Genomic DNA, 24,978 nt, shown 5'->3' on the forward strand with positions numbered 1-24,978 from the left:
CGCGTGACGCGTACGTACCAGGTGGCATCCATCCTGCCGCAGGCCAAGAGTCGGCGAAGCATCGAGGCCCGATCGGGCTGTGGTGTCTACGCTGGGTGGTGTTGTCGGGCAGCCGCCGTCGGAACGAACCGGCGGCCTTACCAGCCGAGGAATCCCGTGAGTGACACCCCATTCGGATTCGGCCTTCCGCCGGAGGAGCCGGAGAACGGCGACGAGGGCAAGAAGAAGGACCAGGAGAGCGGCGGTGGTCAGGGACCGTTCGGTTTCGGGCTGCCCGGAGCCGGTGGTCCCGGAGCCGACAATCCGCTCGCAGCCATGTTCGGTTCCATGAACCCCAATGACCTGGGCGCCGCGTTCCAGCAGCTGGGCCAGATGCTCTCGTACGAGGGCGGGCCGGTGAACTGGGACATGGCCAAGCAGATCGCCCGTCAGACGGTCGCCCAGGGCACCCCTGACGGCACCAAGGACGCGAGCATCGGTCCCTCCGAGCGCTCCGCGGTCGAGGAGGCCGTGCGCCTGGCCGACCTGTGGCTGGACGACGCGACATCACTGCCGTCCGGCGCCGGCTCCGCGGTGGCCTGGAGCCGCGCGGAGTGGGTCGAGGCGACCCTGCCCGTGTGGAAGGAGCTCGTCGACCCGGTCGCCGAGCGCGTCGGGGCGGCCATGGGCGACGTCCTGCCGGAGGAGATGCAGGCCATGGCGGGCCCGCTCATCGGCATGATGCGCTCCATGGGCGGCGCCATGTTCGGCACGCAGATCGGGCAGGCCGTCGGCGTGCTCGCGGGCGAGGTCGTCGGCTCGACCGACATCGGCCTGCCGCTGGGCCCGGCGGGGAAGGCCGCGCTGCTCCCGCTGAACATCGAGTCGTTCGGCAAGGACCTGGGCATCCCCCAGGAGGAGGTGCGGCTCTACCTCGCCCTGCGCGAGGCCGCGCACCAGCGCCTCTTCGCACACGTGCCGTGGCTGCGCTCGCACCTGTTCGGCGCGGTCGAGGGCTACGCGCGCGGGATCAAGGTCGACACGGCCAAGCTGGAGGACGTGGTCGGCCAGTTCGACCCGCAGAACCCCGAGGAGCTGCAGCAGGCGCTCCAGCAGGGCATGTTCCAGCCGGAGGACACGCCCGAGCAGAAGGCCGCGCTGGCCCGCCTGGAGACGGCGCTCGCGCTGGTCGAGGGCTGGGTGGACGCGGTCGTGCACGCGGCCGCCAAGCCGCGCCTGTCGTCCGCGGACGCGCTGCGTGAGACGCTGCGCCGGCGCCGTGCCACAGGCGGTCCCGCCGAGCAGACCTTCGCCACGCTGATCGGTCTGGAGCTGCGCCCGCGCCGGCTGCGGGACGCCTCGCGTCTGTGGGCCTCGCTCACCGACGCGCGCGGTGTCGACGGCCGTGACGGCCTGTGGGCCCACCCGGACATGCTGCCGACCGCGTCCGACCTGGACGACCCGGACGGCTTCGTGCACCGCGAGCAGCTGGACTTCTCCGAGATCGACAAGATGCTCGGCGAGGCGGCGAGCGGCTCCGGCTCCGCCGAGAAGCCGAACCTGACGAAGGACGACGCCCCCGAGGACGACGACAAGGGCGACGACGCCCAGTGAGCCTGTACGACGACGCGGTCCTCGTACTGAAGAGCTACGAGGACCAGGAAGAACTGCGTCAGGCCTACCTGGACCACCTGCAGGCGCACCCGGACGGCATGTGGAAGTCGTGCCGCTCCGGGCACGTCACGGCGAGCGCCCTGGTGATCGATCCCAAGGGCGGCCGGGTGCTGCTCACGCTCCACAAGAAGCTGCGGATGTGGCTGCAGATGGGCGGCCACTGCGAGCCGGACGACGCGACCCTGGCGGACGCCTCCCTTCGGGAAGGCACCGAGGAATCGGGCATCCCGGGGCTGACACTGTTGTCCGGCGGTCCGGTGCGCCTCGACCGGCATCACACACCGTGCGCCTGGCATTTCGACGTGCAGTACGCAGCGCTCGCCCCGGCGGGAGCCGTCGAAGCCATCAGCGACGAGTCGCTGGACCTGCGCTGGTTCGCGTACGACGAGGTGGCCAAGGTGGCCGACGAGTCCGTCGTACGTCTGCTGGAGGCGACGCGCGCCAGGCTCTGAACGGGTGACAGGTTCTGAACGGGCGACGGGTTCTGAACGAGCGACACGTTCTGAACCTGTAAGGGGCGACCGCAATGGTGGTCGCCCCTTACGTTTGCTTCCTGGACTGCCGGGTGGTCAGCTCCAGACGTTGCCCTGGTTCTGCGCGTGCGCCCCGTGCTGGCCCATCCCGTACTGGGCGCGCAGGCCCTGGCCGATCACGGCGTTCTGCGGCGGCAGCAGTTCGCTCGGCTGCACGAGCGCGTAGCCGTTGCCCATGAAGCTGAGCTCCCAGCCCTCACCAGTGTTGCCGCGGCGCCGCCACACTCCGGAGGAGTGGGTCTGGGCCTGCATCTGCACGCGCAGACTCGTGGACCACGCGACGATCGCGTCGGCGTCGCAGTTGACGTACCGGTCCGGCGTGACCTGCATCATCAGCGGCATCCCGGAGGTCATCAGCGCGACCTTGCCACGCCCCGTGATGTTGAGCTGGTACTTGCCGGAGCCGGAGATGCCGTACTGGCTGTCCACGGCGATGACCTCGTAGTGCAGCCCGGAGTCCATCGCCAGGACGTAGCTGCTGTCGACGGTGAGGCCGTCCTGGTCCACGTCCACAACATGAACATGCTGGCCGAGGTTGGCGAGGTAGACCGTCCCCTGCCCGTGGCAGCGCATCAGGTCGAGGCCCTCACCGGTGTACGCACGCGCGCGGTGCTGGCTGTTGTTCTGGTACTCGGCGTCGAACTCGACGAGCCCCTGGTACGCGACCATGGTGCCCTTGCGGGCGAGGATGTCGTCGTGGCCCTCCAGGACGACGCGCAGCATCTGCGAGTTCTGCAGGCTGTAACGCTCCTGGGTCTGCTGCTCGTTGTAGCCGAAAAGTGGGCTCTGCATGGTGTCGTGCTCCCCCTCAGCCCCGGACTCGGAGGCGGTCGGTGCTGTCCTCGCTGGGCTGGACGACGACGATGCCCTGCCCGGAGAACGCCATCTGGTACGCCTCGCCGCTGCCGCGTCCGATCAGTGACTGCGCCTTGAAGCTGCGCTTGCCCTTCACCTTGAGGTTCGGGGACCAGGCGACGAGCGCGTCCGGGTCGACGTACGTCTCGTCCTCACCGCCGCCGCAATCGACGACGATCGGCTTGCCCCGGGAGGTCAGCGCGACCCATCCCTGACCGGAGATCTTGGTGTTCCACAGGCCCTGTCCGGCGAACTTGGCGAGCCCCTTCACCCGCTCGACGCCCCACTGGAGGTGGGCGTCGAAGGCGAGCAGATTGGTGGCGTTGACGGAGATGGCGTCCCCGTTGAGGTTGATGACGACGACGTTCGCCCCGTAGTCGGCGAGGTAGAGCAGGCCGTCACCGGAGCACTTCATCAACGGCGCGCCCTCGCCGGTGACCCAGTCGCGCGCGATCTGGCGTACGGCGGGCGGGTTGGGCTCGTACTGGACGAACCCTTCGTAGGCGACCATCGACCCCACGCGCGCGAGGAGGTCGTTTCCGGTCTGCATGGCGACCTTCAGCATGTGGTTGCCGTGGTTCTCCATGCGGGCGGTGACGGGTGCCGGGGCGAAGCCCGCGAGTGGCTGGTTCATGACGGACTCCCTCAGACCTCGTACGGCTGGACGACGATGAAATTGCCGGGCGCGGCGCGGAACTGAAGGTTCACGCTCTCTCCGGTGTCGCCGGGGTAGGCGTTCCGGCGCATCCGCACCTGGCTGGAGACGATCACCTGTGCGGCCGCGGACCAGGCGACGACGGCGTTGCAGTCGGCGAAGGTCGTGGGCGTCACCGGCAGCACGACGGGGGCCCCGTGCGTCTTCACGACGATCGTGCCGGTCCCCTGGAACTGCATGGTGAACAGCGCGCCGCCGGGGATGCCGTGTCCCTCGATCCGGCGCACCTCGTACTGGAGCGACTCGTCGAAGGCGAGCACGTTCTCCGCGGACACACAGATCGCGTCGCCCTGGAGTTCGATGGGGTGCACATGGGTGGAGTTCTCCGCGAGGAACACCTGTCCCTGGCCGGTACAGCGCATCAGCTGCATCTCCTGGCCGGTCGCGTTGCCCACGATCCGGCCGGCGAATCCGGCGCCCTTGTAGCTGAAGTCGACCTTGCCCTGGTACAGCACCATGCTGCCCTGGCGGGCCAGCACGGGCTGACCGCCGATGCCGAGGTCGACGCGGATGAGCTTCTTGTTCTGCTGCGTCCACCGCTGGCCGGTGGGCGTCTCCTTGAAGGCCCCCAGCGCGGCGGCCACACCGGCGCCGCCCTGCGGGGCGCCCTGCGGAGCGCCGTACGGGGAGGGCGCGCCGGGCTGGCCGGGGTACTGTCCTGGCGCCTGGCCCGGGACCTGCCCGTATTGCGGCTGCTGACCGTAGCCAGGAGGCGCGGTCGGCGCCTGCTGCCCGTAACCGGGAGGTGCGGACGGAGCCTGCTGGCCGTAACCGGGCGGCATCGGAGCCGTCTGGCCGGGAGGCTGCTGGCCGTATCCGGGCGGCGGACCGGGCTGCCCCGGCGGCTGCACGTACGGCGCGGGACCCGGCGGCGGCACGGTGCCGCCCGGCGGGGTGTGCAGGGGCGCGACGATGGTCGGCGCGGCGTGCACGGAGGGCGCGGCGGGCGCCGGAGCGGGCGGCGGCGTGACGCCCGGGGGCGGCGCGAAGCCCTGCGCGGCGGGCTGCGGCGCGGGTGCCGGAGCCGGGGCGGGTGCGGCCGGGGCGCCGAACGCGGGGGGCGTGGTGGCCTGGGTCGGCGGCGCGAAGGACGGTGCGGCCGCGGCCTGCGGCTGCTGCGCGGCGGGCTGCTCCTCGGCGACCTCGCCACCGAAGTTCTTCAGCAGCGCGTCGAGGCCGCCGTCGAAGCCCTGTCCCACGGCGGCGAACCGCCAGACGTCCTTCAAGTAGAAGTCGCCCAGCATCACGGCACGTTCCGTGGAGAACTCCCCGCCGCTGAACGAGTACCGGGCCACCTCCTCGCCACCGGCGACAACGCGGAGGTATCCGGGGGCGATCTGCGACATCTGCCCGGCGCCGTCGATGGTCGCCGTGAAGGACAGCTTCTGGATCTGCGCCGGGATCCGGTCGAGGGTCACACGGAAGGACTCCGTGTCGCCCGACTGGGCGCCCAGGAGTTGGATGGACTCCTCAGGGGTCTTCGGCTGGTTGAAGAAGACGAAGTACCGGTCGTCCGACAGCCGTTCGTCGGCGTCCAGACCGAAGCAACTGATGTCGAAGGTCAGTCCGGGGCCGGTGATCTGCACGCCTACGTACAGATCGGTGCCCGCGGTGAGATCACTGATCTTGGCCTTGTGGCCGCGTTGGAATTCCCTGGCCATGCGTAACGACCGTCCCCCATCCCGAATACGAGTGCGTCGCGTCAGGCTAACGGCAAACTCTGGGAGTGGACGAAGCCGGTACAGACCCGGTACACAATCGCCCTCTGGAGGGCGGACCCGCTCTACTCGTCGCGTGCGGCGGGCAGATGGGGCAGCCGGTCGGCGGCGACCACCCCTTCGAGGTAGCCGCGCGCACGTTCGGTACGCGGATACGCCTCGAGAAGCCGCCAGAATCGGGGCCCGTGTCCGGGCACGAGCAGGTGGGCGAGTTCGTGGACGAGGACGTAGTCGACGACGTACTCGGGCATGCCCTGCAACCGGTGCGACAGACGGATGCTGCCCTCGGACGGGGTGCACGAGCCCCAGCGCGTGTTCTGATTCGTGACCCAGCGCACCGACGTGGGCCGGGCCCGGCCATCGAAGTACTGGCCCGACAAGCGCTCCGCACGCTCGGCAAGCTCGGCGTCGCCGAGCACCCTCTTGTTCTCCTGGGCGGCCAGTTTGTCGAGCATGACGGTCACCCAGCGCTGCTCCTCCGCTTCAGACATCCGAGCGGGGATGAGCACGACGGTGCGATCGCCCTCGCGGTACGCGGAGACCGTTCTGCGCCGTCGCGCGCTCCTGCGGACCTCGATCGCGCTCGCCCCCGAGCCGCTTGGCGGCGGGCTCGTCGTGCTGCGCTGTGGTTTTCCGGCGCGGTGCAGTGGGTCGGCGGGCACGCCCCGACGTTACCCGCTGCACATGCGGGAAGTCCCGCCCCCGGGACGGTTCGATGCCGATCCGCACTCCGTGCGCTTGATTTGTACGACGAACGGTGCAGCCTGTGGACAACTTTCGGCACCGTTCAGCCCGGAGGGGCATGCTGGCACTCGATCGGCGGCGCAGGAGGCACACCGCCGACACACGGGGACGCTCTTATGGGCTACGGGGGTAGGTCATGCATCCGATGGTGAAGCCCGCGCTGCGGCGCGGTTGGCGGGATCTCAACACCGTGCAGTTCGGGATGGCGCCCGCACACGCGATGGTGCTGGGCCCGATGGACACGGCGACGGGCAGTTTCCTGGACCTGCTCAACGGGGCACGCGGGATGCCGCTCCTGCGCGAGGAGGGCCGCAGGATGGGGCTGCCCGACGGCCATGTCGACGCCCTGGTGGAGCGGCTGGCCCGGTCCGGCCTGCTGGACGACGCGACCGGAGGCGGCCCGGCCGCGGACACCTTGCGCAAGAAGAAGGCGGTGCTGGAGCGGCTGCGCCCCGACCTCGCCTCCCTCTCTCTCGTCGCGCGCGAACCGGGCGACGCCATCGAACGGCTGGCCGCCCGCCGCTCACTGCGCGTACAGGTACGCGGCGCAGGCCGGGTAGGAAGTGTTCTGGCCTCGCTTCTCGCGGGCGCGGGCGTGGGCGAGATCGATGTGCGCGACGTCGGCCGCGTCGAGCCGGGGGATGTGGCACCGGGCGGGCTGCCCGCCGAGTCCATCGGTGAGCGCCGGGTGGAGGCCGCCCGCCGGGCGGTGCGCCGAGCGGCACCGGACCGTCCACCTCGGGCATCCTCGCAGAGGACATCCTCGAACGAGGAGGACAGGGACAAGGAACGGGGACTGGCGCTGGTGATCCTCACCCCCCGGGACGGCCTCGGCGTCCACGCGCCCGAGCCGGCGGCGGCCGAGACTCTGATCGCCTCAGGGACGCCCCACCTCTACGCGGGTGTTGTCGAAGGCACCGGGGTCGTGGGCCCGTTGGTCCTGCCCGGCGACACCGGCTGCGCGGGCTGCCTCGACCGAGGACGCGCCGACCGGGATCCGACGTGGCCGCGCCTGGTCGCGCAGTGGCGCTCCGGGCGGCAGCGGCAGGTGCCGGCGTGCGACCTCACGCTGGCGGCAGGCGTTGCCGGTCTGGCCGCCGGACACGCGCTTGCCTTCCTGGACGGCGAATTGCCCTCCAGCGCGGGGGCCCGCTGGGAGGTATCGGTCCCGGGCCTCGACTGGCACGCGAGACCGGTCTGGCCTCATCCGGCATGCCCATGCGGCGCGGCGGAGAAAGCTAAGGGGGAGCGGGCCTCGGAGGACGGCGAGCCGCACGAGACAATGGCGGGGCAACAGCCGTACGCGGCACGGCTGTCTGGGACTTGGAGGGCGCATGTCTGATCTTCCCCGGAAGGCGGTCACCCGTACCGCCAAACTCGCCGCACTGCCTCTCGGCTTCGCCGGGCGGGCGACCTGGGGGCTCGGCAAACGGATCGGCGGGAAGTCGGCGGAGATCGTGGGCCGCGAGCTCCAGCAGCGCACGGCGGAGCAGCTGTTCAAGGTGCTCGGCGAGCTCAAGGGCGGCGCGATGAAGTTCGGGCAGGCACTGTCCGTCTTCGAGTCCGCGCTGCCCGAGGAGGTCGCGGGGCCGTATCGCGCGGCGCTGACGAAGCTCCAGGAAGCTGCGCCGCCCATGCCGACACGCAGCGTTCACTCCGCCCTGGAGGAGCGGCTCGGCGAGAACTGGTCCGAGCTGTTCCTGGAGTTCGAGGACAAGCCGTCCGCGGCGGCCTCGATCGGCCAGGTGCACCGGGCGGTGTGGCACGACGGGCGCGAGGTCGCCGTCAAGGTGCAGTACCCCGGGGCGGGCGAGGCCCTGCTGTCCGACCTGACCCAGCTCAGCCGATTCGCCAGACTTCTGGGCCCCCTGATCCCCGGCATGGACATCAAGCCGCTCATCGCCGAACTGCGCGACCGGGTGTCGGAGGAGCTCGACTACGGACTGGAGGCCCAGGCCCAGACGGCACACGCGGAGGAGTTCGCGGGCGACCCGGACGTCCTCGTCCCGGCGGTGGTCCACCAGTGCGACCAAGTCCTCGTGACCGAATGGATCGACGGGACACCGCTGTCGGAGGTGATCGCCGACGGCACCCAGGAGCAGCGGGACCGCGCCGGCCAGCTGCTGGCCCGCTTCCTGTTCTCGGGACCGGCTCGCACCGGCCTGCTCCACGCCGATCCGCACCCGGGCAACTTCCGTCTCCTGCCGGACGAGAAGAGCGGCTGGCGCCTTGGCGTCCTGGACTTCGGAACGGTCGACCGCCTCCCGGGGGGCCTGCCCCTGCCGATCGGCGACTCCCTGCGCATGACCCTCGACGGCGACGCCGAGGCGGTCTACGAACTGCTCTGCGAGGAAGGCTTCGTCAAGGAGTCCATAGACCTCGAACCCGACGCGGTCCTGGACTACCTCCTGCCGATCATCGAACCGGCCGCGGCGGACGAATTCACCTTCACCCGAAGCTGGATGCGCAGCCAGGCCGCCCGAGTGGCCGACCCCCGCTCCCCCGCCTACCAGCTGGGCAAACAGCTCAACCTGCCCCCGGCATACCTCCTGATACACCGCGTGACCCTGAGCACCATCGGCGTCCTGTGCCAACTGGGCGCCACGGTCCGCCTGCGCGATGAACTGGAGGCGTGGCTGCCGGGATTCCTGCCGGACGAGGAGCTGCTGGACGAGGAGGAATCGGCGGTTGAGGCGTGAGTGGGCGGGCCTACCGGCCTACCACCAAGCCGAATCCAGACGGCCCTCGATCGCTCTGAGGTTGCTGCGGGCGCAACTGTCGCAGAAGTAGTGGCGGGCGCCGTTCTCGACAGAACAGGTCCAGGTCGGCTGGGGGCCCTCGGCCAGAGTGCCGCAACGGGCGCACACGATGTGCTGGGCCTCGCCCGCGTCGCGGCGCGGTGCGGAGCCGGTGCTGTCACTGTCCCCGGGAAGACTCGTCACTCCGCGACGATAACGCCGTGGTCGCGGTTCGCTCGGCACAACGCACCGCGGGGGCCGGTCCGTTCGGACCGACCCCCGCGAGGATTCACTGCCTGGTACTGCCGCGACTGCAGTGGGCTACTGCATGACCGCCATGGCCAGCGCGCGCCGGGCTCGCATCGAGGCGCGCTCGGCCCGGCGCTGCATGCGGCGAGCGGTCGCCAGGCGCACGGCCCGACGTTCCTGCTCGGCCTGGTGCAGTCGCTCGTGCATATGCGCACGAGCCAGGGCTTCTGGGATGAGTTGCATCTCTCGGGTCCTGTTCTGACGCGAGTCGTTCGCGCCGGTGGTGGTGAAGTCTGGGATCGCGGAGCCTGCGGGCTCGCTGGTGGACGGCTTCATCGGGGCCTGCTTCTTGGGGTCGTGCGTCAGGGGGCGGTCGATCGTTCCTCGGGCGTTCATGCCGCAACCGGGTTCTTGCGCGGGCGGCCACGCGGCCGCTTGCGGGCCACGACAACGCCCTGGACGAAGAGCTCGCCACCCCAGACGCCCCAGGGCTCACGCCGCTCCTTGGCGCCGGCGAGGCAGGCCTCGATCAGCGGGCAGGTGCGGCAGAGGGACTTGGCGTACTCGACATCGGCCGGCGACTCGGCGAAGAAGACCTCCGGGTCGTAGGAGCGGCAGGGGACGGGCACGCCGAGGTTCTCGATGGCGTCGTCGAGCGCGGTGAGCGCAGTGAGCGGGGTCAAGGTGGAGTCCTCCGTGAGGCCGGGCGGGGGGATCGTTTCGGAAGGCGGTACGGACGGGGCGTGCGCTTCGAGTTGCACGGTTCGTCTTCCTCGTCTGGTCGTGCCGGCCGGTCGGCCGGTTGGCGGCTGGTACCGGGTTCTTTTCTTGTCCCGAGGCCCCTTCGCTCTGCCGTCCCCGGTCGGGGACAAACAGAAGGGCCGCGGATCCCGGGTGGGGTTCCGCGGCCCTGAAGGCGCCGGCCTGATCGAGGATCAGGCTGGATCACTCCAGGGTTCAGGCCCACGGAAGGCCCACATCGTGTGGTGGTGCGTCGTCTGCTTCAGGGCTCCGGCACCGGCTGCCGCAAAGGCATAGGCCTGCGCCTCTGCCACTACTGCTGCTTCCAGTGCCTGCGTCGGTCGCTCATTGCGCTCACGGATGGGAAGACCCGCGAGGGACAGGGAGGACGCCGGCCGGACGGCAGGGATGCCGGACAGACCAGTGCCCAGGTTCGAGACGCCGAGCATGCACGTGGAGACGACCGAGCGATCGGTCATTTTGACGGTGCTGATGGAGCTGGTGGTGATGCTGATCACTGGAATCGCCTCCTCTCGGCGTCTAAGGGGACCGGGGTGAGCCAGTCCGACGGTTATTAAGTACAGCACGGAACCGGGGCCTTGGAGAAGGCCGCCGTTTCCGTGCTTAGAACCTATGGGGATCGCTGGGGCATGCGCAAACTATTTTTTCGACGAGTTCGTATCAGTCACCATCGTCGCCTGCTCCAAGCCCTTGACCTGCGCAGATGGCCAGAACATCAGCTCCGAAGCGGTTGAGCTTGCGTACTCCGACGCCGGGGATCCGCGCCAACTCGCCCTCGTCGCCTGGCACGGCCTCGGCGATCGCCATCAGTGTCTTGTCGGTGAAGACGCAGAACGCGGGCTGCCCACTGCGCTGCGCCTGCACCGCGCGCCACTCGCGCAGCCGCTCGTAGAGACCCTCGTCCATGTCGGAGGGGCAGTCCTCGCAGCGCATCAGTTTCATCTCGCCCGCGTCGGTCAGGGTGCGGCCACAGACCCGGCAGCGGGCCGGGGTCCGGCTCGTCCGCCGTACGACGGTGCCGCCGCTGCTTCCGATGCCGCGCTCGATGCCCCCCGAGCCGCCGCCGCTGCTGCGGCCCGCGGTGGCGACGGAGCCCGGACGCAGCCCGTCCAGGAACCGACTGGGCCGGCGGTTGGGTCTGCCGCCGGGTGAGCGGGACAGCGCCCAGGAGACGAACAGGTGCTCTCTGGCGCGGGTGACGCCGACATAGAGGAGGCGGCGTTCCTCCTCGATCTGCTCATCGGTCTTTGCGTAGGTGATCGGCATCATGCCCTCGGCGACGCCGACCAGGAAGACGACGTCCCACTCCAGTCCCTTGGCGGAGTGCAGCGAGGCAAGCGTGACGCCCTGCACGGTCGGGGCGTGCTGGGCGCTCGCGCGTTCGTCGAGCTCCGCCACCAGGTCACCGAGAGTGGCGCCCGCCTTGGCGGCGGCGAAGTCCTGCGCGAGGTACACGAGGGCGGCCAGCGACTCCCAGCGCTCTCTGACCGCGCCGGAACCTGCTGGGGGCTGGCTGGTCCAGCCTTCGCCGGACAGCACGGCACGGACCTGTGAGGGCAGGTCGACGGCGTCGTCGAGCAGGGAGTCATTGCCCCCGAAGCGGGCCGCGGCACGCAGGGCGGCACCCGCCTTGCGCACTTCGGGGCGGTCGAAGAACCGCTCGGCGCCGCGCAGCTGGTAGGGCACTCCGGCGTCGGCGAGGGCCTGTTCGTAGATCTCGGACTGGGAGTTCGTACGGAAGAGGATCGCGATCTCGCCCGCGGGGACGCCAGAGGCGATGAGGTCGCGGATACGGCGGGCGGCCCCCTCGGCCTCGGCGGGCTCGTCGGTGTACTCGGCGTAGACGGGCTCCGGGCCCGGGGCGCGCTGGGAGATCAGCTCCAAGCGGTGCTCGGCGGCCCTGCCGCGGGCCTGGGCGAGCAGTCCGTTGGCGAGGTGGACGACCTGCGGCGAGGAGCGGTAGTCGCGGACGAGCTTGACGACAGTGGCTCCGGGATGGCGGGTACGGAAGTCGAGAAGGTGGTCGGGAGTTGCACCGGTGAACGAATAGATCGTCTGGCTGGCGTCACCCACGACACACAGGCTGTCGCGCTCACCGAGCCACAACTCCAGGAGGCGCTGCTGGAGCGGGCTGACGTCCTGGTACTCGTCGACCACGAAGTGCTGGTACTGGGAGCGGACCTGCTCGGCGATGTCGTGCCGGTCCTGGAGGATCGCGACCGTCAGCAGCAGGACGTCCTCGAAGTCGATGACCGCGCGGTCGCGCTTGAGGTCCTCATACGCCGAGTAGAGCTGGGCGATCTCGGCCGGATCGCGCGGGGCTTCGCGGCCGGCCTTGGCGGCGGCGGCCGCGTAGTCGGCGGGGATGGTCTGGGTGACCTTGGACCACTCGATCTCGCCGGTGACGTCCCGCAGTTCGCCCCGGTCGAGGCGGATGCGGCAGGCGGCTGCCGCATCGGCGACGAGCTGGATCTTGCGGTCGACGAGCCGGGGCAGGCTGCCACCGACTGCTTTTGGCCAGAAGTACTGGAGTTGACGGAGCGCGGCGGAGTGGAAGGTGCGGGCCTGCACTCCACCGGCGCCGAGCTGACGAAGGCGGCCGCGCATCTCGCCCGCCGCGCGGTTGGTGAAGGTGACGGCCAGCACGCTGGAGGGCTGCAGGATCCCGGCGCGCACCCCGTAGGCGATGCGGTGCGTGATGGCTCGCGTCTTGCCCGTGCCGGCGCCCGCCAGCACGCACACCGGACCGTGCAGGGCGATGGCGACCTCGCGCTGCTCGGGGTCGAGCCCGTCGAGCACCGCGTCGGCCGTGTCCGGAACCTGCGGGAAGAGGGTGGAGTGCGTTGCTGCTGTCACCCCGCCATGCTGCCAGGTCGCCGGAGACGGCTGAGCCGGTTGTCCACAGGGAGGCACCTGTAGTCGTACTAATGCGGCAGGCGTCACGTCCCGATGCGGCAGGCGTCACGTCCCGATGCGGCACTCGGGGTACCCCCCACGGGAATGGCGACCAGGTCACATACGTTGCACCCCGAGCGACCACGCACCCCGAAGCCGTGAAGGAGCGCAAACGACATGCAGGGCACTGTGACGATGTACAGCACCACGTGGTGTGGCTACTGCCGTCGGCTGAAGAGCCAGCTGGACCGCGAGGGCATCACGTACAACGAGATCAACATCGAGCAGGACCCGCAGTCCGCGGCGTTCGTGGAGAAGGCGAACGGCGGAAACCAGACGGTTCCCACTGTTCAGGTAGTTCCCTCCAGCGGTGGCGCTGAGGTCGTGATGACCAACCCCAGCCTTGCCCAGGTGAAGCAGGCACTCGGCGTCTGATCCCCGCGATACGCAACCCCTGATCGGCCTGGAGCTGATCGGGGGTTTTGCGTGCTTTGGGGACCTTCCCGTTTTGGAAAGCCGGGGATCTTGACCGTGTCGGCCGGAGGCCAGACGCATCGAACGCGACAAGGACGGTCGACGTCAGGGGGCAGCCGTGGGCGCACCGCTGCGGAAGCTGTCGGGAGACCCGGACTGCAAGAACGGCACGTGCCCGACCCTGTGGGGGACGGAAGACGCGAAGAGCTACGTGGTGCAGGGGTATGTCATCACGGACCCCGAGCGGCTGGCACAGCTCAACTTGCCCGAAGGAGAAACCGCCGTGATGGTTCCCGCCGCAGTCCTGGAGGAGTACTTCCGTGCTCAGCGGTGAGGAGTTCGGCCGTCTCTTCGAGACCTTCGAGCGGACCGCGTTCCGGCTGGAGACGCCGGCCGTGTACCACGTGGAGGAGGAGCGGGAAGAGATCCCGAGTGCCTGCGGTGCGACTGGAAGGCGACGCCCTCGACAGACAGCGCGGCGGTAGACGTCGAGTGCATGAGCCACACAGGGCGGACGGGGCACGCAGGGTTCCGACGACTGTGTACGTCGTTCGCCTTCGTTGAGCGGGCCGGGTAGACGCACGCGCTCCTGGGGATCGGGGTCTCACTGCCTTGGTGGGTAAGATCCGGGAGTTTCAGCGGGCCGCGAATGCGGCGTATTGCGAGACCGTCTGAGGGGGCACCACATGACGCAGCAAGGGACCATCGCGATAGAACGCATGGATGGATCGGCCACAGCGCACGCCGAGGACGCGTTCAGGCTGATCTACGCCGAAGCGTTCGCCGAGCCTCCCTACAACGAGACCGAGGACGCCGTCGCCGCCGCCTTCCGCCGCTTCCCCGTCCAGGCTCGCAACCGCACCTTCCGCGCCGCCTTGGCCCGTACCGAGGAGGGCGAGCCGGTCGGCATGGCGTACGGCTACCTCCTCAGTCCCGACACGGGCTGGTGGGACGAACTGACCGAGCCCGTAGCCGACGAGGTGCGGCGCGAGGACGGGCACCGCACGTTCGGGCTCATGGAACTCGCCGTGCGCCGAGCGTGGCGCGGACAGGGTGTCGCGCGGCGTCTGCACGAGACGCTGCTCGACGGCATCGAGGCCGAGCGGGTGCTGTTGAACGTCCACCCGGGCAGCAAGGCGGCGTCGGCCGCTTACCGGGCGTGGGGATACCGCAAGATCGGCGAGGCGCGGCCGTGGGGGGAGAGCGCGGACCTCCATGACGTGATGCTGCTCGATCTGCGCTGAGAGCAGCCTGTGAACGGCGCGTGCGGGACGCTGAAGCAACAACATCGAAGCGCGTCGAATGCAGAGCCCCTGTCGGTCTTCCCAGTGGCTGGAAGGGGCGCACTCCGGCCCGGATACAGCAAGACCCCCGGCTCATGCCGGGGGCCTGTCTGAACAACTGTGCGCCTGTCTCAGGCGCTCTCGTCCAGGTGGCGGTGAGAGTTGGCTCGAGAGATCCCGAGAGCCTTGGCGATGGCGCTCACGCTCTCGCCCTTCGCCTTCCTGGCACGGGTCACGGTGAGCACGTCCTCATCGACCACGGACGGCCGTCCGCCACCGTTCTCTTCCCGGACGGTTCGACGCTCACCAACCCTTCGCCGGCACAGGTCAAGCAGAAGATCGGCGTCTGAGCGACGTCAGGCGGCCGCCCCTCGCATCGGCAGGGGCTTGCCGTACCAGAGCTCGATGAGGCGGGCCGCAATCGAGATTCCGTAGGGAGGCAGCACCTCCCCGGACTCGAAGGCGGCCCGCAGGTCTTCCCGGGAAAACCAGCGGGCCTCGTGGATTTCCTCGCCGTCGACGTTGATCTCGGCCGAGGTGGCGCGGGCCATGAAGCCCAGCATGAGGCTGGAGGGGAAGGGCCAGGGCTGGCTGGCGATGTACTCGACCTCGCCGACCGTGACGCCCGCCTCCTCGAAGACCTCGCGGCGCACGGACTGCTCGATGGACTCGCCGGGCTCGACGAAGCCGGCGAGCGTGGAGAAGCGGCCTTCGGGCCAGTGCACCTGACGGCCGAGCAGGATGCGGTCCTCGTCGTCCGTGACGGCCATGATCACGGCAGGGTCGGTGCGCGGGTAGTGCTCGGCGCCGCAGGCGGGGCAGCGGCGGATGTGACCGGCGGCCGCGATGACCGTGCGCTCGCCGCAGCGCGAGCAGAAGCGGTGCAGTCGCTGCCAGTTCTCCAGGGCGACCGCGTGCACCATCAGACCCGCGTCGCGGGGGGACAGCAGCAGCCCGGCCTCGCGCAGACCCGCGGGGCGCGCTGACTGGTCGATTCGGCCGGGAAGCGCGTCCTTCTGGAGTGCGAAGTAGCTCACACCGTCGTCGTCGGTGCCAAGGAAGTAGCGATGCGCCTCGGTGAGCGGGGCCTCGAAGGAGGGAGTCATCACGAGTTCGGTGGTGCCGTCCGCCGTCTCGTCGATGAGCACCTGACCGCCGGAGACCACGAAGACACGGGTCGTGGGGTGGCTCCAGGCCGCCGCGAGCCAGGCCTCGTCGAGCCGGTGGTGGGCGGCCCGGTCGATGCCGCTCGGGGCGGTGAGCGAGATGGGACGGTCGGCGGTGCGGTCGGTCCAGGTAGTCACGGGTGCTTCCAACTCCCCCGGTGGAACGGTTGTTTCGGCGGGCGGTTCAGCAGGACGTACGGCGGTGCGGTGGTGAGGGGCGCTCTTCAGGACGTGGATCGCCTTCTTCGTGGATGCCTGTTCAGTGTGCCTCGCGCCAGTTTTCGGCCAGATCGCCCCACAGGTGGGCGGTGGTTTCGACGCCCTTCATGAGGAGATCGAGCTCGACTTTCTCGTTGGGGGCGTGCCAGCCGTCCGAGGGGACGGAGATGCCCAGGAAGAGCACCGGGGCGCCGAGGACTTCCTGGAGGTCGGCCGCGGGTCCCGAGCCGCCCTCACGGGTGAAGCGGATCGGCTGCTCGAAGGCCCGTCCCATCGCCCGTACGACGGACTGGAGGGCCGGGTGGTCCAGCGGCGTCAGACACGGGCGCGTGGCCGCGCCGAACGTGATCTCGGACCGGATGCCGGCAGGCACCTGCTCGGCGGCCCAGGCGCGTACGGCCTTCTCGATGTGCTCGGGGTCCTGTCCCGCGACCAGCCGGAAGGAGAGCTTCACCATGGCCGAGGACGGGATGATCGTCTTGCTGCCGGGGCCCTGGTAGCCGCCGCCGATGCCGTTGACCTCGGCGGTCGGGCGAGCCCAGATGCGCTCCAGGGTGGTGTGTCCGGCCTCTCCGTAGGTGGCCGTCGACTTGGCTGTACGCAGCCACCGCTCTTCGTCGAAGGGCAGCTCGGCGAAGAGCTCGCGCTCCTGGTCGGTGAGTTCGGTGATGCCGTCGTAGAAGCCGGGTACGGCTACGCGCGCGTGCTCGTCGTGCAGGGCCGCGACGAGTCGGGCGGCGACGGTCGCCGGGTTGGGCACGGCACCGCCGAAGGATCCGGAGTGGATGTCCTGGTCGGGGCCGTACAGCTCGATCTCGCACTCCGCGAGGCCGCGCATCCCGGTGCACACCGTGGGGGTGTCCTCGGACCACATGCCGGTGTCGGAGACGATCACGGCATCGGCGGCGAGCCGCTGCGCCTTGGCTTCGACGAGGTCACGGAAGTGCGGGGAGCCGGATTCCTCCTCGCCCTCGACCAGGAGCTTGAGGTGGACGGCCGGGGCGGTGCGCCCGGTGGCGGCGAGGTGGGCACGGACCCCGAGTGTGTGAAAGAACACCTGGCCCTTGTCGTCGGCAGCCCCGCGCGCGTAGAGGCGGTTTCCGCGGATCACCGGCTCGAAGGGCTCCGTGTCCCAGCCGTCCTCACGGGCAGCGGGCTGCACGTCGTGGTGCCCGTAGACCAGGACCGTAGGAGCCCCCGGATCCTCTGCGGGCCACTCGGCGAAGACGGCCGGGGCGCCCGCGGTCGGCCAGACCTCGGTGGTCGGGAAACCGGTCTCCCGGAGCTTGGCGGCAAGCCAGTCGGCGCTGCGCGCCACGTCCGCGGCGTGGTCGGGCTGCGCCGACACCGAGGGGATGCGCAGCCACTCCACGAGGTCGTCGAGGAAGGCGGCGCGGTGGTTCTGGATGTACGTGCGGACGGTGCTGACGGCGTTGTCAACGGGCTTGCTCATGCTCACGAGCCTATCCGCCCACAGGGGCGTGTTCGCCCGACGGTTCCCCGGGAGCCTCTCCCTGCGGGCCTGCTGGGTCTTCGATGAGCAGCCGCTCCAGTGCGGCACGGTCCGGGAGGTGGTCCGGTCGTACGACCTCGCCGCTGCGGACGTACAGGAACACGGCCTTGACGGACTCCAGGGGCACGCCGTGCTGCTCGGCCCAGGCGAGACGGTAGAGCGCCAGCTGAAGGGGGTCGGCGGTGCGGCCGCGGCCGGTCTTCCAGTCGACGATCTCGTACGTCGTCCCGTGGCCGTCGCCCTCCCTGTAGACGGCGTCGATACGGCCGCGTACGACGCGTCCCGCGATCGCGAGCTGGAAGGGCGCCTCGACTCGATACGGAGTCCGGTGCGCATACGGGGTGCGTTCGAAGGCGTCCTTGAGAGCCTCCAGGTCGCGCTCGTCGGCGATCTCGGCCTCGCTGCCGGGCAGCTCCTCCGGCTCCAGCATGGGCAGCCGCAGCTCTTCGAAGCGGGACTCGACCCAGGCGTGGAAGCGGGTGCCCTGGCGCGCGGCCGGCTGCGGGGGGCGCGGCATGGGGCGCGCCAGCTCCTGCGCGAAGCCGTCCGGATCAGCGGCCAGGCGCAGCAACTGCGACGCGGTGAGCGACGCCGGCAGGGGTACGTCCGTGACGCTCGCGCGAGCGCGCAGCAGCTCTCCGGTCAGCGCGTCCAGGTCACGGTCCCAGGAGGTGAGGGTGCGAGCCTCCTCGGGGGAGAGATGCGGGGGCTCCTCGGGGTGGGAACGAGCCTCCGGGGCGGGCGCCTGGTGCGGAACCGTCGGGCGGGCGCTCGCGCGGTCCGTCGCGCGGTCCGTCGCGCGGTCCGTCGCGCGGTCCGTCGCGCGGTCCGTCGCGCGGTCCGTCGTCCAGGAGTCCCAGTCGGAGTCGTCCTCGTCGGGGAAGCCGTCCTCCCCGTAGGGAGGACCGTCGTGCAGGGAGTCGTCGTCCTCCGGCGGAGGCGGCCAGTCCGGATCGTCGTACGAGGACGGGTCGTGGGCAGCCCTGGGCCGGTCCCCCGCGGCCCCGGGGTGGGCCTCCTCGTGCGATGCCACCCGCTCCAGCTGGGCGAGTACGGTCTCCGCGGCCGCACGGCGGCGGGCGAGTGCCGCGTCGTCGAGCGGGAGCGGCCACGCGTGGTCTGCGGCCGCCGCGCGCAGGGCGGGGTTCTCCTCGTCCTCCGCGGGCTCGTCCGCCCAGACCTCGATCTCACCGTGTCCGGCCGCACAGTGCTCGTACAGGGCGTGCAGGAAGTCCGAGGGGCCGCGGGGTTTCTTCTGGGAGGGGCCCCACCAGTGGCCGGAACCGAGCAGGAGCGAGCGGGGGCGGGTGAAGGTGACGTAGCCGAGGCGGAGTTCCTCGGTGTGCTGGTGGTCCTTCATGGCCTCGTGGAAGGCCTTGATGCCCTTGGCGTCCCAGGCCTCGATGTCGGGCAGCGTGGCGGCGTCGCCGCGCAGCTCGTGCGGCAGGACCTTGCCCTGGGCGGTCCACTTCTCGCGGCCCTGGGTGCTGGGGAAGGTGCCCGTGACGAGGCCGGGAACCGCGACGACGTCCCATTCCAGGCCCTTGGACTTGTGCGCGGTCAGCACCTTGACGGTGTTCTCGCCACCGGGCAGGGCGTTGTCGAGGCCCTTCTCGTACTGCGCGGCGGTGCGCAGGAAGCCGAGGAAAGCCAGCAGGGTCGCCTCTCCGTCGCCCGCGGCGAAGGACGCGGCGACGTCCAGGAAGTTCGACAGGGTCTCGCGGCGGCGGGCGGCCAGGGCGTGCGGCGACGCGGAGAGTTCGACCTCCAGGCCGGTGACGGCGAGCACCCGGTGCAGGACGTCCATCAGCGGGTCGGCGAGGGAGCGGCGCAGGTCGCGCAGCTCGGCGGCGAGCCGCGCGAACCGCACCCGCGCGTCCGGCGAGAAGGGCAGCCCGTCGTCGTCCCCTTCGGCCTCGATGGGCATCTCCAGGAACGTGTCGAGCGCGTCGGCGAGCGATATCACCTCCGACGGATCGACCCCCTCGACCGCGGCGGCGAGCCGGCGATCCGGGTCGTCGTCGGCCCCCACGCGCGCGTGGGACACGAGGAGGCGGGCACGCCGCCCCAGTAGGGCGAGGTCGCGCGGGCCGATCCGCCAGCGCGGACCGGTGAGCAGGCGTACCAAGGAGGCGTTGGCGCCCGGGTCCTGGAGGACCTCACAGACTGCGACGAGATCCGCGACCTCGGGAAGGTGCAGCAGCCCGGAGAGGCCCACCACCTCGACCGGGATGTCGCGGGCGACGAGCGCTCCCTGGATCTCTGCGAAGTCGGTGGCCGTACGGCACAGGACCGCGATCTCGCCGGGCGCCTTTCCGGTGCGTACGAGATGGGCGAGGGAGTCGGCGAGCCAGTCGATCTCCTCGGCGTGAGTGGGCAGCAGCGCGCAGCGGACCACGCCGTCGTGCTCGGCTCCGGGGGCGGGGCGCAGGGCCTCCACGCCCGCGTGCATGGCGCGCAGGGGCTCAGCGAGGCCGTTGGCGAGGTCGAGGAGGCGGCCGCCGCTGCGGCGGTTCTCGCTGAGCGCCTGGCGGGTCGCGGGGCGGCCGTCGGCGTGCGCGAAGTGCTCGGGGAAGTCGTCGAGGTTGGCGACGGAGGCGCCTCGCCAGCCGTAGATCGCCTGGCAGGGGTCGCCGACCGCGGTCACCGGGTGACCGGTGCCACCGCCGAACAGCCCCGCGAGCAGGACGCGTTGGGCCACCGAGGTGTCCTGGTACTCGTCCAGCAGGACCACGCGGAACTCATCGCGCAGGATCTCTCCGACGTCGGGCCGGGTGCGGGCGAGGGTGGCCGAAAGGGCGATCTGGTCGCCGAAGTCGAGGAGATCGCGCTCACGCTTGGCCGCGCGGTAGCGGTCCACCAGCTCCGCGAGTTCACGCCGGGCCGCGGCCGCCTCGGGGACCTTGCGCAGGTCGGCGTTGGTGAGTTTGGCGCCTTCCAGGGAGCGCAGCAGCTCGGCGTCGTACGCGCGCAGGCCCTCGGGGCGTACGAGGTGTTCGGCGAGTTCGGAGTCGAGCGTGAGGAGGTCCCCGACCAGGTCGGGGAAGGAACGGGTCAGCGCCGGGTACGGCCCTGGGGCCTCGCGCAGCACGCGCGCGGCGAGCTGATAGCGGGTGGCGTCGGCGAGCAGGCGGGACGTCGGTTCGAGTCCTATGCGCAGCCCGTGGTCGGTCAGCAGGCGGCCCGCGAAGGCGTGGTACGTGGAGATGACGGGCTCGCCCGGCGGGTTGTCGGGGTCGATCACGTCCGGGTCGGTGACGCCCGCCTTGATGAGCGCCTTGCGGACGCGCTCGGCGAGTTCACCCGCGGCCTTGTTGGTGAACGTCAGGCCGAGTACCTGCTCGGGAGCGACCTGTCCGGTGCCGACCAGCCACACCACGCGCGCCGCCATCACCGTGGTTTTGCCCGAGCCGGCTCCGGCCACGATCACCTGCGGGGCGGGCGGCGCGGTGATGCAGGCCGTCTGCTCCGGGGTGAACGGGATGCCGAGGAGCTCCTTGAGCTGCTCGGGATCGGTGATACGGGCGGACACGTCAGAGAGGCTAGCGGCGCCCACTGACACCGGGGGCCACATCGGCCGCCGAGGCGCAAGAACCGCTGGTCAGCACACGTGGTGCCGAACATCACTCGACCACAAGAGGTCCCGCGGGCACCTCAGTCGACCACGTGCCGCCCCTCCGGTCGAGCGCTGCACGACGCCCTGAAAGCACAGTGTGTGCAGTGTTGTCCCGCAGTCGGCGAGAACCGTTCGTCGAGGACCTTGCCGGCGGCGGTGGCCAGGAGGTCGCCGACCCACTCGCCCTCCAGGGGCTCCTGGGCCTGCACCTTGGGGAGGGTCTCGCCGCCGCTCCTCTTGGCGGCGCCCTGGCGCAGCTGGACGAGTTCGGCACCGCCCGGTTCAGGGCGTTCTCCGTCGAAGGCGTCATCGACTGCGCCCTCGCGGACCGCGAGCTGGTAGACGGCGAGTTGCGGATGGTGCGCCACTTCGGCGGCGCTCGGCGCCTGCTTGCCGGTCTTGAAGTCGACCACGTAGGCGCGGCCTTCGGTGTCCGCCTCGACACGGTCCATGGAGCCGCGGATGCGTACTTCGTAGGAGCCCGCTTCGAGGGTCACGTCGAAGTCGTGCTCGCTGGCGACCGGCGTACGACCCGTGCGGTCCATGACGTGCCACTTCAGGAAGCGCTCGAGCGCCACGCGCGCGTGCTCCTTCTCCTGCGCCGACTTCCAGGGGGCGTCGAAGGCGAGGGCGTTCCACACGGAGTCGAGGCGCTCCATGAGGACGGCGAGGTCGGCGGGGGTGCCTCCGGACGCGACCTCGTCGGCCAGGACGTGTACCACGTTGCCGAATCCCTGCGCGGCCGTGGCCGGCGCGTCGGCCTTCACCTCCCGGCCCAGGAACCACTGCAGGGCACAGGTGTTGGCGAGCTGGTCGAGGGCGCTTCCGGAGAGCACGACCGGCTGGTCGCGATTGCGCAGCGGGACCTTGCTCTCGGTCGGCTCGTACATGCCCCACCAGCGGTAGGGGTGCGCGGACGGGACCAGGGGCCGGCCGTCCTCGTCGGCGAGCGCGGCAAGTCGGGCGAGGCGCTGTGCCGCGGCCTGCCTGAGGCTGTCCGAGACGCCCGGGTCGACGGTCGTGGCCCGCAACTCGGCGACCAGCGCGGCGACGGAGAGAGGGCGGCGCGGACGGCCGGTCACGTCCTTGGGTTCGACTCCGAGTTCGGTGAGGAACCGGGACGGCTGGTCGCCGTCGTCGGCGGGGGCCTTCACGGCGGTGACGACGAGGCGTTCCCGCGCGCGCGTGGCGGCCACGTAGAACAAGCGGCGCTCTTCGGCGAGGAGCGCTCCGGGCGTGAGGGGTTCGGCGAGCCCGTCGCGTCCGATGCGGTCCGCCTCCAGCAGGGAGCCGCGGCGACGAAGATCCGGCCACAGGCCCTCCTGGACGCCCGCGACGACGACGAGGCGCCATTCCAGGCCCTTGGAGCGGTGCGCGGTCATCAGACGTACGGCGTCGGGGCGTGCGGCCCTGCGGGTGAGCGTGTCGGCGGCGATGTCCTCGGCCTCGATCTCCTCCAGGAAGTTGAGGGCACCCCGGCCCCCGGTCCGCTCCTCGGCGCGCGCCGCGGTCGCGAACAGCGCGCACACGGCGTCGAGATCCCGGTCGGCGTTGCGCCCGGCCGCGCCGCCGCGGCGGGCGGCCCGCTCCAGGCGCTGCGGCCACGGTGTGCCCTCCCACAGATCCCAGAGCGCCTCCTCGGCCGTCCCGCCGCCCGCGAGGCGCTCCCGTGCCTTGCGCAGCAGCGCGCCGAGGCGCTGGGCCCCTCGGGCGTACGCCGGGTCGTGCGCGACGAGCCGCTCCGGCTCGGCCAGCGCGCGAGCGAGCAGGTCGTCGGACGGCGGCGGTACGAGGTTGCCTGCGGCGCGCTCCTCCTCGCGCAGTGCGCGGCCCAGACGCCGCAGGTCGGCGGCGTCCATGCTCGCGAGGGGCGAGGCGAGCAGGGTGAGCGCGGTTTCGGTGTCGAGCCAGGGCGGCGCTGCGGGCGCTTCGGAGTCGGCGCTCTCTTCGGGCTCGTCCACGGCGCCGGCCGCGGGGCCTTCCGCCGGTACGGCGGGTTCGGCTTCCGGCGATACGGCGAGCTCGCCTTCCGCCGGTACGGGCCCGCCTTCCGGCGGTACGGCGGCTTCGGTGCCGGAGTCCTCCCCGAGCTCGGCTTGCTCCCCGAGCTTGCCTTCCTCCTCGAGCTCGGCTTCCTCCCCGAGCTCCGCTTGCTCCCCCAGTTCTGCTTGTGCCACCGCCCGCAACGCCGTCAGCAGCGGCGCGACCGCCGGCTCGTGGCGCAGCGGCAGGTCGTCGCCGTCGATGTCGAGGGGCACCCCGGCCGCGGTGAGCGCCCGCCGGATCGTCGGAATGGTGCGGGAGCCCGCGCGCACCAGGACGGCCATGTCACCCCAGGGGACGCCGTCCTCCAGGTGGGCGCGGCGCAGGATGTCCGCGATGTTGTCGAGCTCCGTGCCGGGCGTCGGGTACGTGTAGATCTCGACGCGGCCCCCGTCCCGTACCGGGAACAGCTCGCGGTGGGCGCGTACCTTCTCCGCCGGGAGGCGGGTCAGCGGCATGCGCTGGGTGAGCAGGCGGGTGGCGGCCAGCAGGGCGGCTCCCGAGCGGCGGGACGTCCGGAGGACCTCGACCGGCGCCGGGCGGCCGTCCGCGCGCGGGAAGGCGTCGGGGAGGTCCAGGATGCCGTTCACATCGGCGCCCCGGAAGGCGTAGATCGACTGGTCGGGGTCGCCGAAGGCGACGAGGGTGCGCCCGCCGCCCGCGAGGGCTCGCAGCAGCCGCACCTGCGCGGGGTCGGTGTCCTGGTACTCGTCCACGTAGACGGCGTCGTACTGGGCGGCGAGGCGCCCGGCGACCTCGGGACGCCGGGCGAGGAGCACCGCGCGGTGGACCAGTTCCGCGTAGTCGAGCACTCCTTGCATGTCCAGGACGTCGAGGTACTCGGCGAGGAAGGCGGCCGCCGCACCCCAGTCGGGGCGGCCGATGCGCCTGGCGAAGGCGTCCAGGGCGTCGGGGCTCAGGCCCAGTTCACGGCTGCGGGCGAGCACCGCGCGGACCTCATCGGCGAAGCCGCGGGTGGTCAGACAGGCGCGCAGCTCGTCCGGCCAGCGCACATGGGCGAGGCCGAGCCGCTCCAGGTCGGGCTGGCCCGCGAGCAGCTCACGCACCGCCACGTCCTGCTCGGGACCGGACAGCAGTCTCAGCGGCTCCACGAACAGGTCGCTGTCCTGGTGAGCGCGGACCAGGGCGTAGCAGAAGGAGTGAAAGGTGGTGGCCTGGGGCGCGCGGGCGGCCCCTATGCGCAGCGCCATGCGGTCGCGCAGCTCGACGGCCGCCTTCCTGCTGAACGTGAGCACCAGCACCCGCTCCGGGTCGCCGTCCCGTGCGATCCGGGCAGCCACCGACTCGACGAGCGTGGTCGTCTTGCCAGTGCCCGGACCTGCGAGAACGAGCAGCGGACCGCTCCTGTGGTCAACCACCGCACGCTGCCCTGCGTCAAGACGAGGGGGATCCACCCGGGCCGGCGGGGTACGCACCAGTCGGTACGCGCCGCGGGTCCCCTGGCGCACCTGGGGGTGCGTCAGGCGCCTGGTGGAAGAAGAGGAGCTCACGTGGTTCGCCGGTCCTGGTGGTTGTGCGGTTTGTCACTGCCGGCGCGGAGCGCCGTCGTTGAGGGGCGGTGTTCGGGCGACGAGTGGGAGGACTGCCGCGTGTGGAGGGCGGTGGCCGCGGGGTGAGGGGGATGCGCGTCGACGACGCTACGCCGGTGACCTTCCTGGAAGGAGGGCTTCCCCTTCTTCCCTCAGGCCACGTGCGTCCCTCGCTCCACGAACGTACGGCATGTCACGGATGTGCCTCATTTCCCCCGGACGGGCCGCAGGTTCCCCTTCCGCCCGTCCGAT

At 71.0% G+C, this 24,978-nt stretch carries 23 protein-coding genes and 1 pseudogene; 10 read left to right on the plus strand and 14 right to left on the minus strand.

Annotated elements, in window-relative coordinates; translation table 11 throughout:
• The first annotated feature begins 156 nt into the window (after positions 1–156).
• Together ACZ4RZ_RS01220 and ACZ4RZ_RS01225 are read left to right on the plus strand one after the other, a co-directional pair.
• Positions 157–1,593, plus strand: coding sequence for a zinc-dependent metalloprotease (locus tag ACZ4RZ_RS01220; protein ID WP_467740842.1), 1,437 nt, complete (start codon positions 157–159; stop codon positions 1,591–1,593).
• Complete coding sequence (locus tag ACZ4RZ_RS01225) at positions 1,590–2,105, plus strand: NUDIX hydrolase (RefSeq protein WP_467740844.1); 516 nt, start codon at positions 1,590–1,592, stop codon at positions 2,103–2,105. The genes ACZ4RZ_RS01220 and ACZ4RZ_RS01225 overlap by 4 nt, the downstream gene beginning before the upstream one ends.
• 117 nt (positions 2,106–2,222) lie before the next feature.
• Here the strand turns inward: ACZ4RZ_RS01225 and ACZ4RZ_RS01230 are convergent, their stop codons facing one another.
• The 4 genes from ACZ4RZ_RS01230 to ACZ4RZ_RS01245 all read right to left on the minus strand — a co-directional run bounded on the left by ACZ4RZ_RS01230 (position 2,223) and on the right by ACZ4RZ_RS01245 (position 6,136).
• Positions 2,223–2,978: an AIM24 family protein gene (locus ACZ4RZ_RS01230; RefSeq protein ID WP_467740846.1), complete on the minus strand. Its 756-nt coding sequence runs from the start codon at positions 2,976–2,978 to the stop codon at positions 2,223–2,225.
• A gap of 16 nt (positions 2,979–2,994) precedes the next feature.
• On the minus strand, positions 2,995–3,675 hold the full coding sequence (locus tag ACZ4RZ_RS01235) for an AIM24 family protein (protein ID WP_189189372.1): 681 nt from the start codon (positions 3,673–3,675) through the stop codon (positions 2,995–2,997).
• Positions 3,676–3,686: 11 nt separating this feature from the next.
• A complete protein-coding gene (locus tag ACZ4RZ_RS01240) occupies positions 3,687–5,417 on the minus strand; it encodes a TerD family protein (protein WP_467740848.1) in 1,731 nt (576 codons plus the stop codon).
• Between the two features lie 122 nt (positions 5,418–5,539).
• Positions 5,540–6,136 carry a M48 metallopeptidase family protein gene (locus tag ACZ4RZ_RS01245; protein ID WP_327431573.1) on the minus strand — a complete coding sequence of 199 codons (597 nt, stop codon included), beginning with the start codon at positions 6,134–6,136 and terminating at the stop codon, positions 5,540–5,542.
• A gap of 218 nt (positions 6,137–6,354) precedes the next feature.
• On the opposite strand from ACZ4RZ_RS01245, the gene ACZ4RZ_RS01250 reads away from it, so the two are divergent.
• A complete protein-coding gene (locus ACZ4RZ_RS01250) occupies positions 6,355–7,560 on the plus strand; it encodes a TOMM precursor leader peptide-binding protein (RefSeq protein ID WP_467740850.1) in 1,206 nt (401 codons plus the stop codon).
• Positions 7,553–8,917: an ABC1 kinase family protein gene (locus tag ACZ4RZ_RS01255; RefSeq protein WP_467740852.1), complete on the plus strand. Its 1,365-nt coding sequence runs from the start codon at positions 7,553–7,555 to the stop codon at positions 8,915–8,917. The genes ACZ4RZ_RS01250 and ACZ4RZ_RS01255 overlap by 8 nt, the downstream gene beginning before the upstream one ends.
• A gap of 18 nt (positions 8,918–8,935) precedes the next feature.
• Here ACZ4RZ_RS01255 and ACZ4RZ_RS01260 read toward each other — a convergent pair whose 3' ends face one another.
• The 5 genes from ACZ4RZ_RS01260 to ACZ4RZ_RS01280 form a co-directional block, all read right to left on the minus strand.
• Entirely contained in the window at positions 8,936–9,160 is a 225-nt protein-coding gene (locus ACZ4RZ_RS01260; protein WP_467740854.1) for a hypothetical protein, read from the minus strand.
• A 117-nt stretch (positions 9,161–9,277) separates the two neighbouring features.
• Entirely contained in the window at positions 9,278–9,601 is a 324-nt protein-coding gene (locus ACZ4RZ_RS01265; RefSeq protein WP_388882909.1) for a hypothetical protein, read from the minus strand.
• Positions 9,598–9,966, minus strand: coding sequence for a WhiB family transcriptional regulator (locus ACZ4RZ_RS01270; RefSeq protein WP_099499760.1), 369 nt, complete (start codon positions 9,964–9,966; stop codon positions 9,598–9,600). The genes ACZ4RZ_RS01265 and ACZ4RZ_RS01270 overlap by 4 nt, the downstream gene beginning before the upstream one ends.
• Before the next feature lie 174 nt (positions 9,967–10,140).
• Complete coding sequence (locus tag ACZ4RZ_RS01275) at positions 10,141–10,464, minus strand: hypothetical protein (protein ID WP_467740857.1); 324 nt, start codon at positions 10,462–10,464, stop codon at positions 10,141–10,143.
• A gap of 163 nt (positions 10,465–10,627) precedes the next feature.
• Positions 10,628–12,880: an ATP-dependent DNA helicase UvrD2 gene (locus ACZ4RZ_RS01280; protein ID WP_467740859.1), complete on the minus strand. Its 2,253-nt coding sequence runs from the start codon at positions 12,878–12,880 to the stop codon at positions 10,628–10,630.
• Positions 12,881–13,039: 159 nt separating this feature from the next.
• On the opposite strand from ACZ4RZ_RS01280, the gene ACZ4RZ_RS01285 reads away from it, so the two are divergent.
• The 5 genes from ACZ4RZ_RS01285 to ACZ4RZ_RS01305 all read left to right on the plus strand — a co-directional run bounded on the left by ACZ4RZ_RS01285 (position 13,040) and on the right by ACZ4RZ_RS01305 (position 14,580).
• Entirely contained in the window at positions 13,040–13,297 is a 258-nt protein-coding gene (locus ACZ4RZ_RS01285) for a mycoredoxin (protein ID WP_467740861.1), read from the plus strand.
• 157 nt (positions 13,298–13,454) lie between these two features.
• Positions 13,455–13,670, plus strand: coding sequence for a hypothetical protein (locus ACZ4RZ_RS01290; protein WP_467740863.1), 216 nt, complete (start codon positions 13,455–13,457; stop codon positions 13,668–13,670).
• Positions 13,657–13,821, plus strand: coding sequence for a DUF6879 family protein (locus ACZ4RZ_RS01295; protein WP_467740865.1), 165 nt, complete (start codon positions 13,657–13,659; stop codon positions 13,819–13,821). Before ACZ4RZ_RS01290 ends, ACZ4RZ_RS01295 begins: the two co-directional genes overlap by 14 nt.
• Entirely contained in the window at positions 13,773–13,913 is a 141-nt protein-coding gene (locus ACZ4RZ_RS01300) for a DUF7848 domain-containing protein (protein WP_467741919.1), read from the plus strand. The genes ACZ4RZ_RS01295 and ACZ4RZ_RS01300 overlap by 49 nt, the downstream gene beginning before the upstream one ends.
• Before the next feature lie 109 nt (positions 13,914–14,022).
• A complete protein-coding gene (locus ACZ4RZ_RS01305; RefSeq protein WP_467740867.1) occupies positions 14,023–14,580 on the plus strand; it encodes a GNAT family N-acetyltransferase in 558 nt (185 codons plus the stop codon).
• Positions 14,581–14,750: 170 nt separating this feature from the next.
• Here the strand turns inward: ACZ4RZ_RS01305 and ACZ4RZ_RS01310 are convergent, their stop codons facing one another.
• Positions 14,751–14,879 (minus strand): hypothetical protein, encoded by a 129-nt coding sequence (locus tag ACZ4RZ_RS01310; protein ID WP_467741983.1) that lies wholly within the window; start codon positions 14,877–14,879, stop codon positions 14,751–14,753.
• Between the two features lie 15 nt (positions 14,880–14,894).
• Between ACZ4RZ_RS01310 and ACZ4RZ_RS01315 the strand changes: the two are divergent.
• Positions 14,895–14,969: pseudogene (locus ACZ4RZ_RS01315) on the plus strand (NrdH-redoxin); the annotation flags it as partial.
• Positions 14,970–14,975: 6 nt separating this feature from the next.
• On the opposite strand, the gene nudC reads toward ACZ4RZ_RS01315, so the two are convergent.
• From nudC to ACZ4RZ_RS01335, 4 genes are all read right to left on the minus strand, one after another.
• Complete coding sequence (gene nudC / locus ACZ4RZ_RS01320) at positions 14,976–15,923, minus strand: NAD(+) diphosphatase (RefSeq protein WP_467740869.1); 948 nt, start codon at positions 15,921–15,923, stop codon at positions 14,976–14,978.
• Between the two features lie 121 nt (positions 15,924–16,044).
• Complete coding sequence (locus ACZ4RZ_RS01325) at positions 16,045–17,457, minus strand: dipeptidase (protein WP_467740871.1); 1,413 nt, start codon at positions 17,455–17,457, stop codon at positions 16,045–16,047.
• Between the two features lie 10 nt (positions 17,458–17,467).
• The gene (locus ACZ4RZ_RS01330; RefSeq protein ID WP_467740873.1) at positions 17,468–21,049 is read right to left on the minus strand and encodes a UvrD-helicase domain-containing protein; all 3,582 of its coding nucleotides are present in this window, start codon (positions 21,047–21,049) and stop codon (positions 17,468–17,470) included.
• 122 nt (positions 21,050–21,171) lie between these two features.
• Positions 21,172–24,687: an ATP-dependent helicase gene (locus tag ACZ4RZ_RS01335; protein WP_467740875.1), complete on the minus strand. Its 3,516-nt coding sequence runs from the start codon at positions 24,685–24,687 to the stop codon at positions 21,172–21,174.
• Positions 24,688–24,978: the final 291 nt, after the last annotated feature.

It is taken from the genome of Streptomyces sp. NPDC027189 (assembly GCF_055566975.1).

What these genes read in the sequence shown, in the direction of transcription:
- ACZ4RZ_RS01230 (WP_467740846.1), bottom strand. Translation starts at nt 2,978, where the DNA reads ATGCAGAGCCCACTTTTCGGCTACAACGAGCAGCAGACCCAGGAGCGT.
- ACZ4RZ_RS01235 (WP_189189372.1), bottom strand. Translation starts at nt 3,675, where the DNA reads ATGAACCAGCCACTCGCGGGCTTCGCCCCGGCACCCGTCACCGCCCGC.
- ACZ4RZ_RS01240 (WP_467740848.1), bottom strand. Translation starts at nt 5,417, where the DNA reads ATGGCCAGGGAATTCCAACGCGGCCACAAGGCCAAGATCAGTGATCTC.
- ACZ4RZ_RS01250 (WP_467740850.1), top strand. Translation starts at nt 6,355, where the DNA reads ATGCATCCGATGGTGAAGCCCGCGCTGCGGCGCGGTTGGCGGGATCTC.
- ACZ4RZ_RS01255 (WP_467740852.1), top strand. Translation starts at nt 7,553, where the DNA reads ATGTCTGATCTTCCCCGGAAGGCGGTCACCCGTACCGCCAAACTCGCC.
- ACZ4RZ_RS01265 (WP_388882909.1), bottom strand. Translation starts at nt 9,601, where the DNA reads ATGAACGCCCGAGGAACGATCGACCGCCCCCTGACGCACGACCCCAAG.
- ACZ4RZ_RS01285 (WP_467740861.1), top strand. Translation starts at nt 13,040, where the DNA reads ATGCAGGGCACTGTGACGATGTACAGCACCACGTGGTGTGGCTACTGC.
- ACZ4RZ_RS01305 (WP_467740867.1), top strand. Translation starts at nt 14,023, where the DNA reads ATGACGCAGCAAGGGACCATCGCGATAGAACGCATGGATGGATCGGCC.
- ACZ4RZ_RS01325 (WP_467740871.1), bottom strand. Translation starts at nt 17,457, where the DNA reads ATGAGCAAGCCCGTTGACAACGCCGTCAGCACCGTCCGCACGTACATC.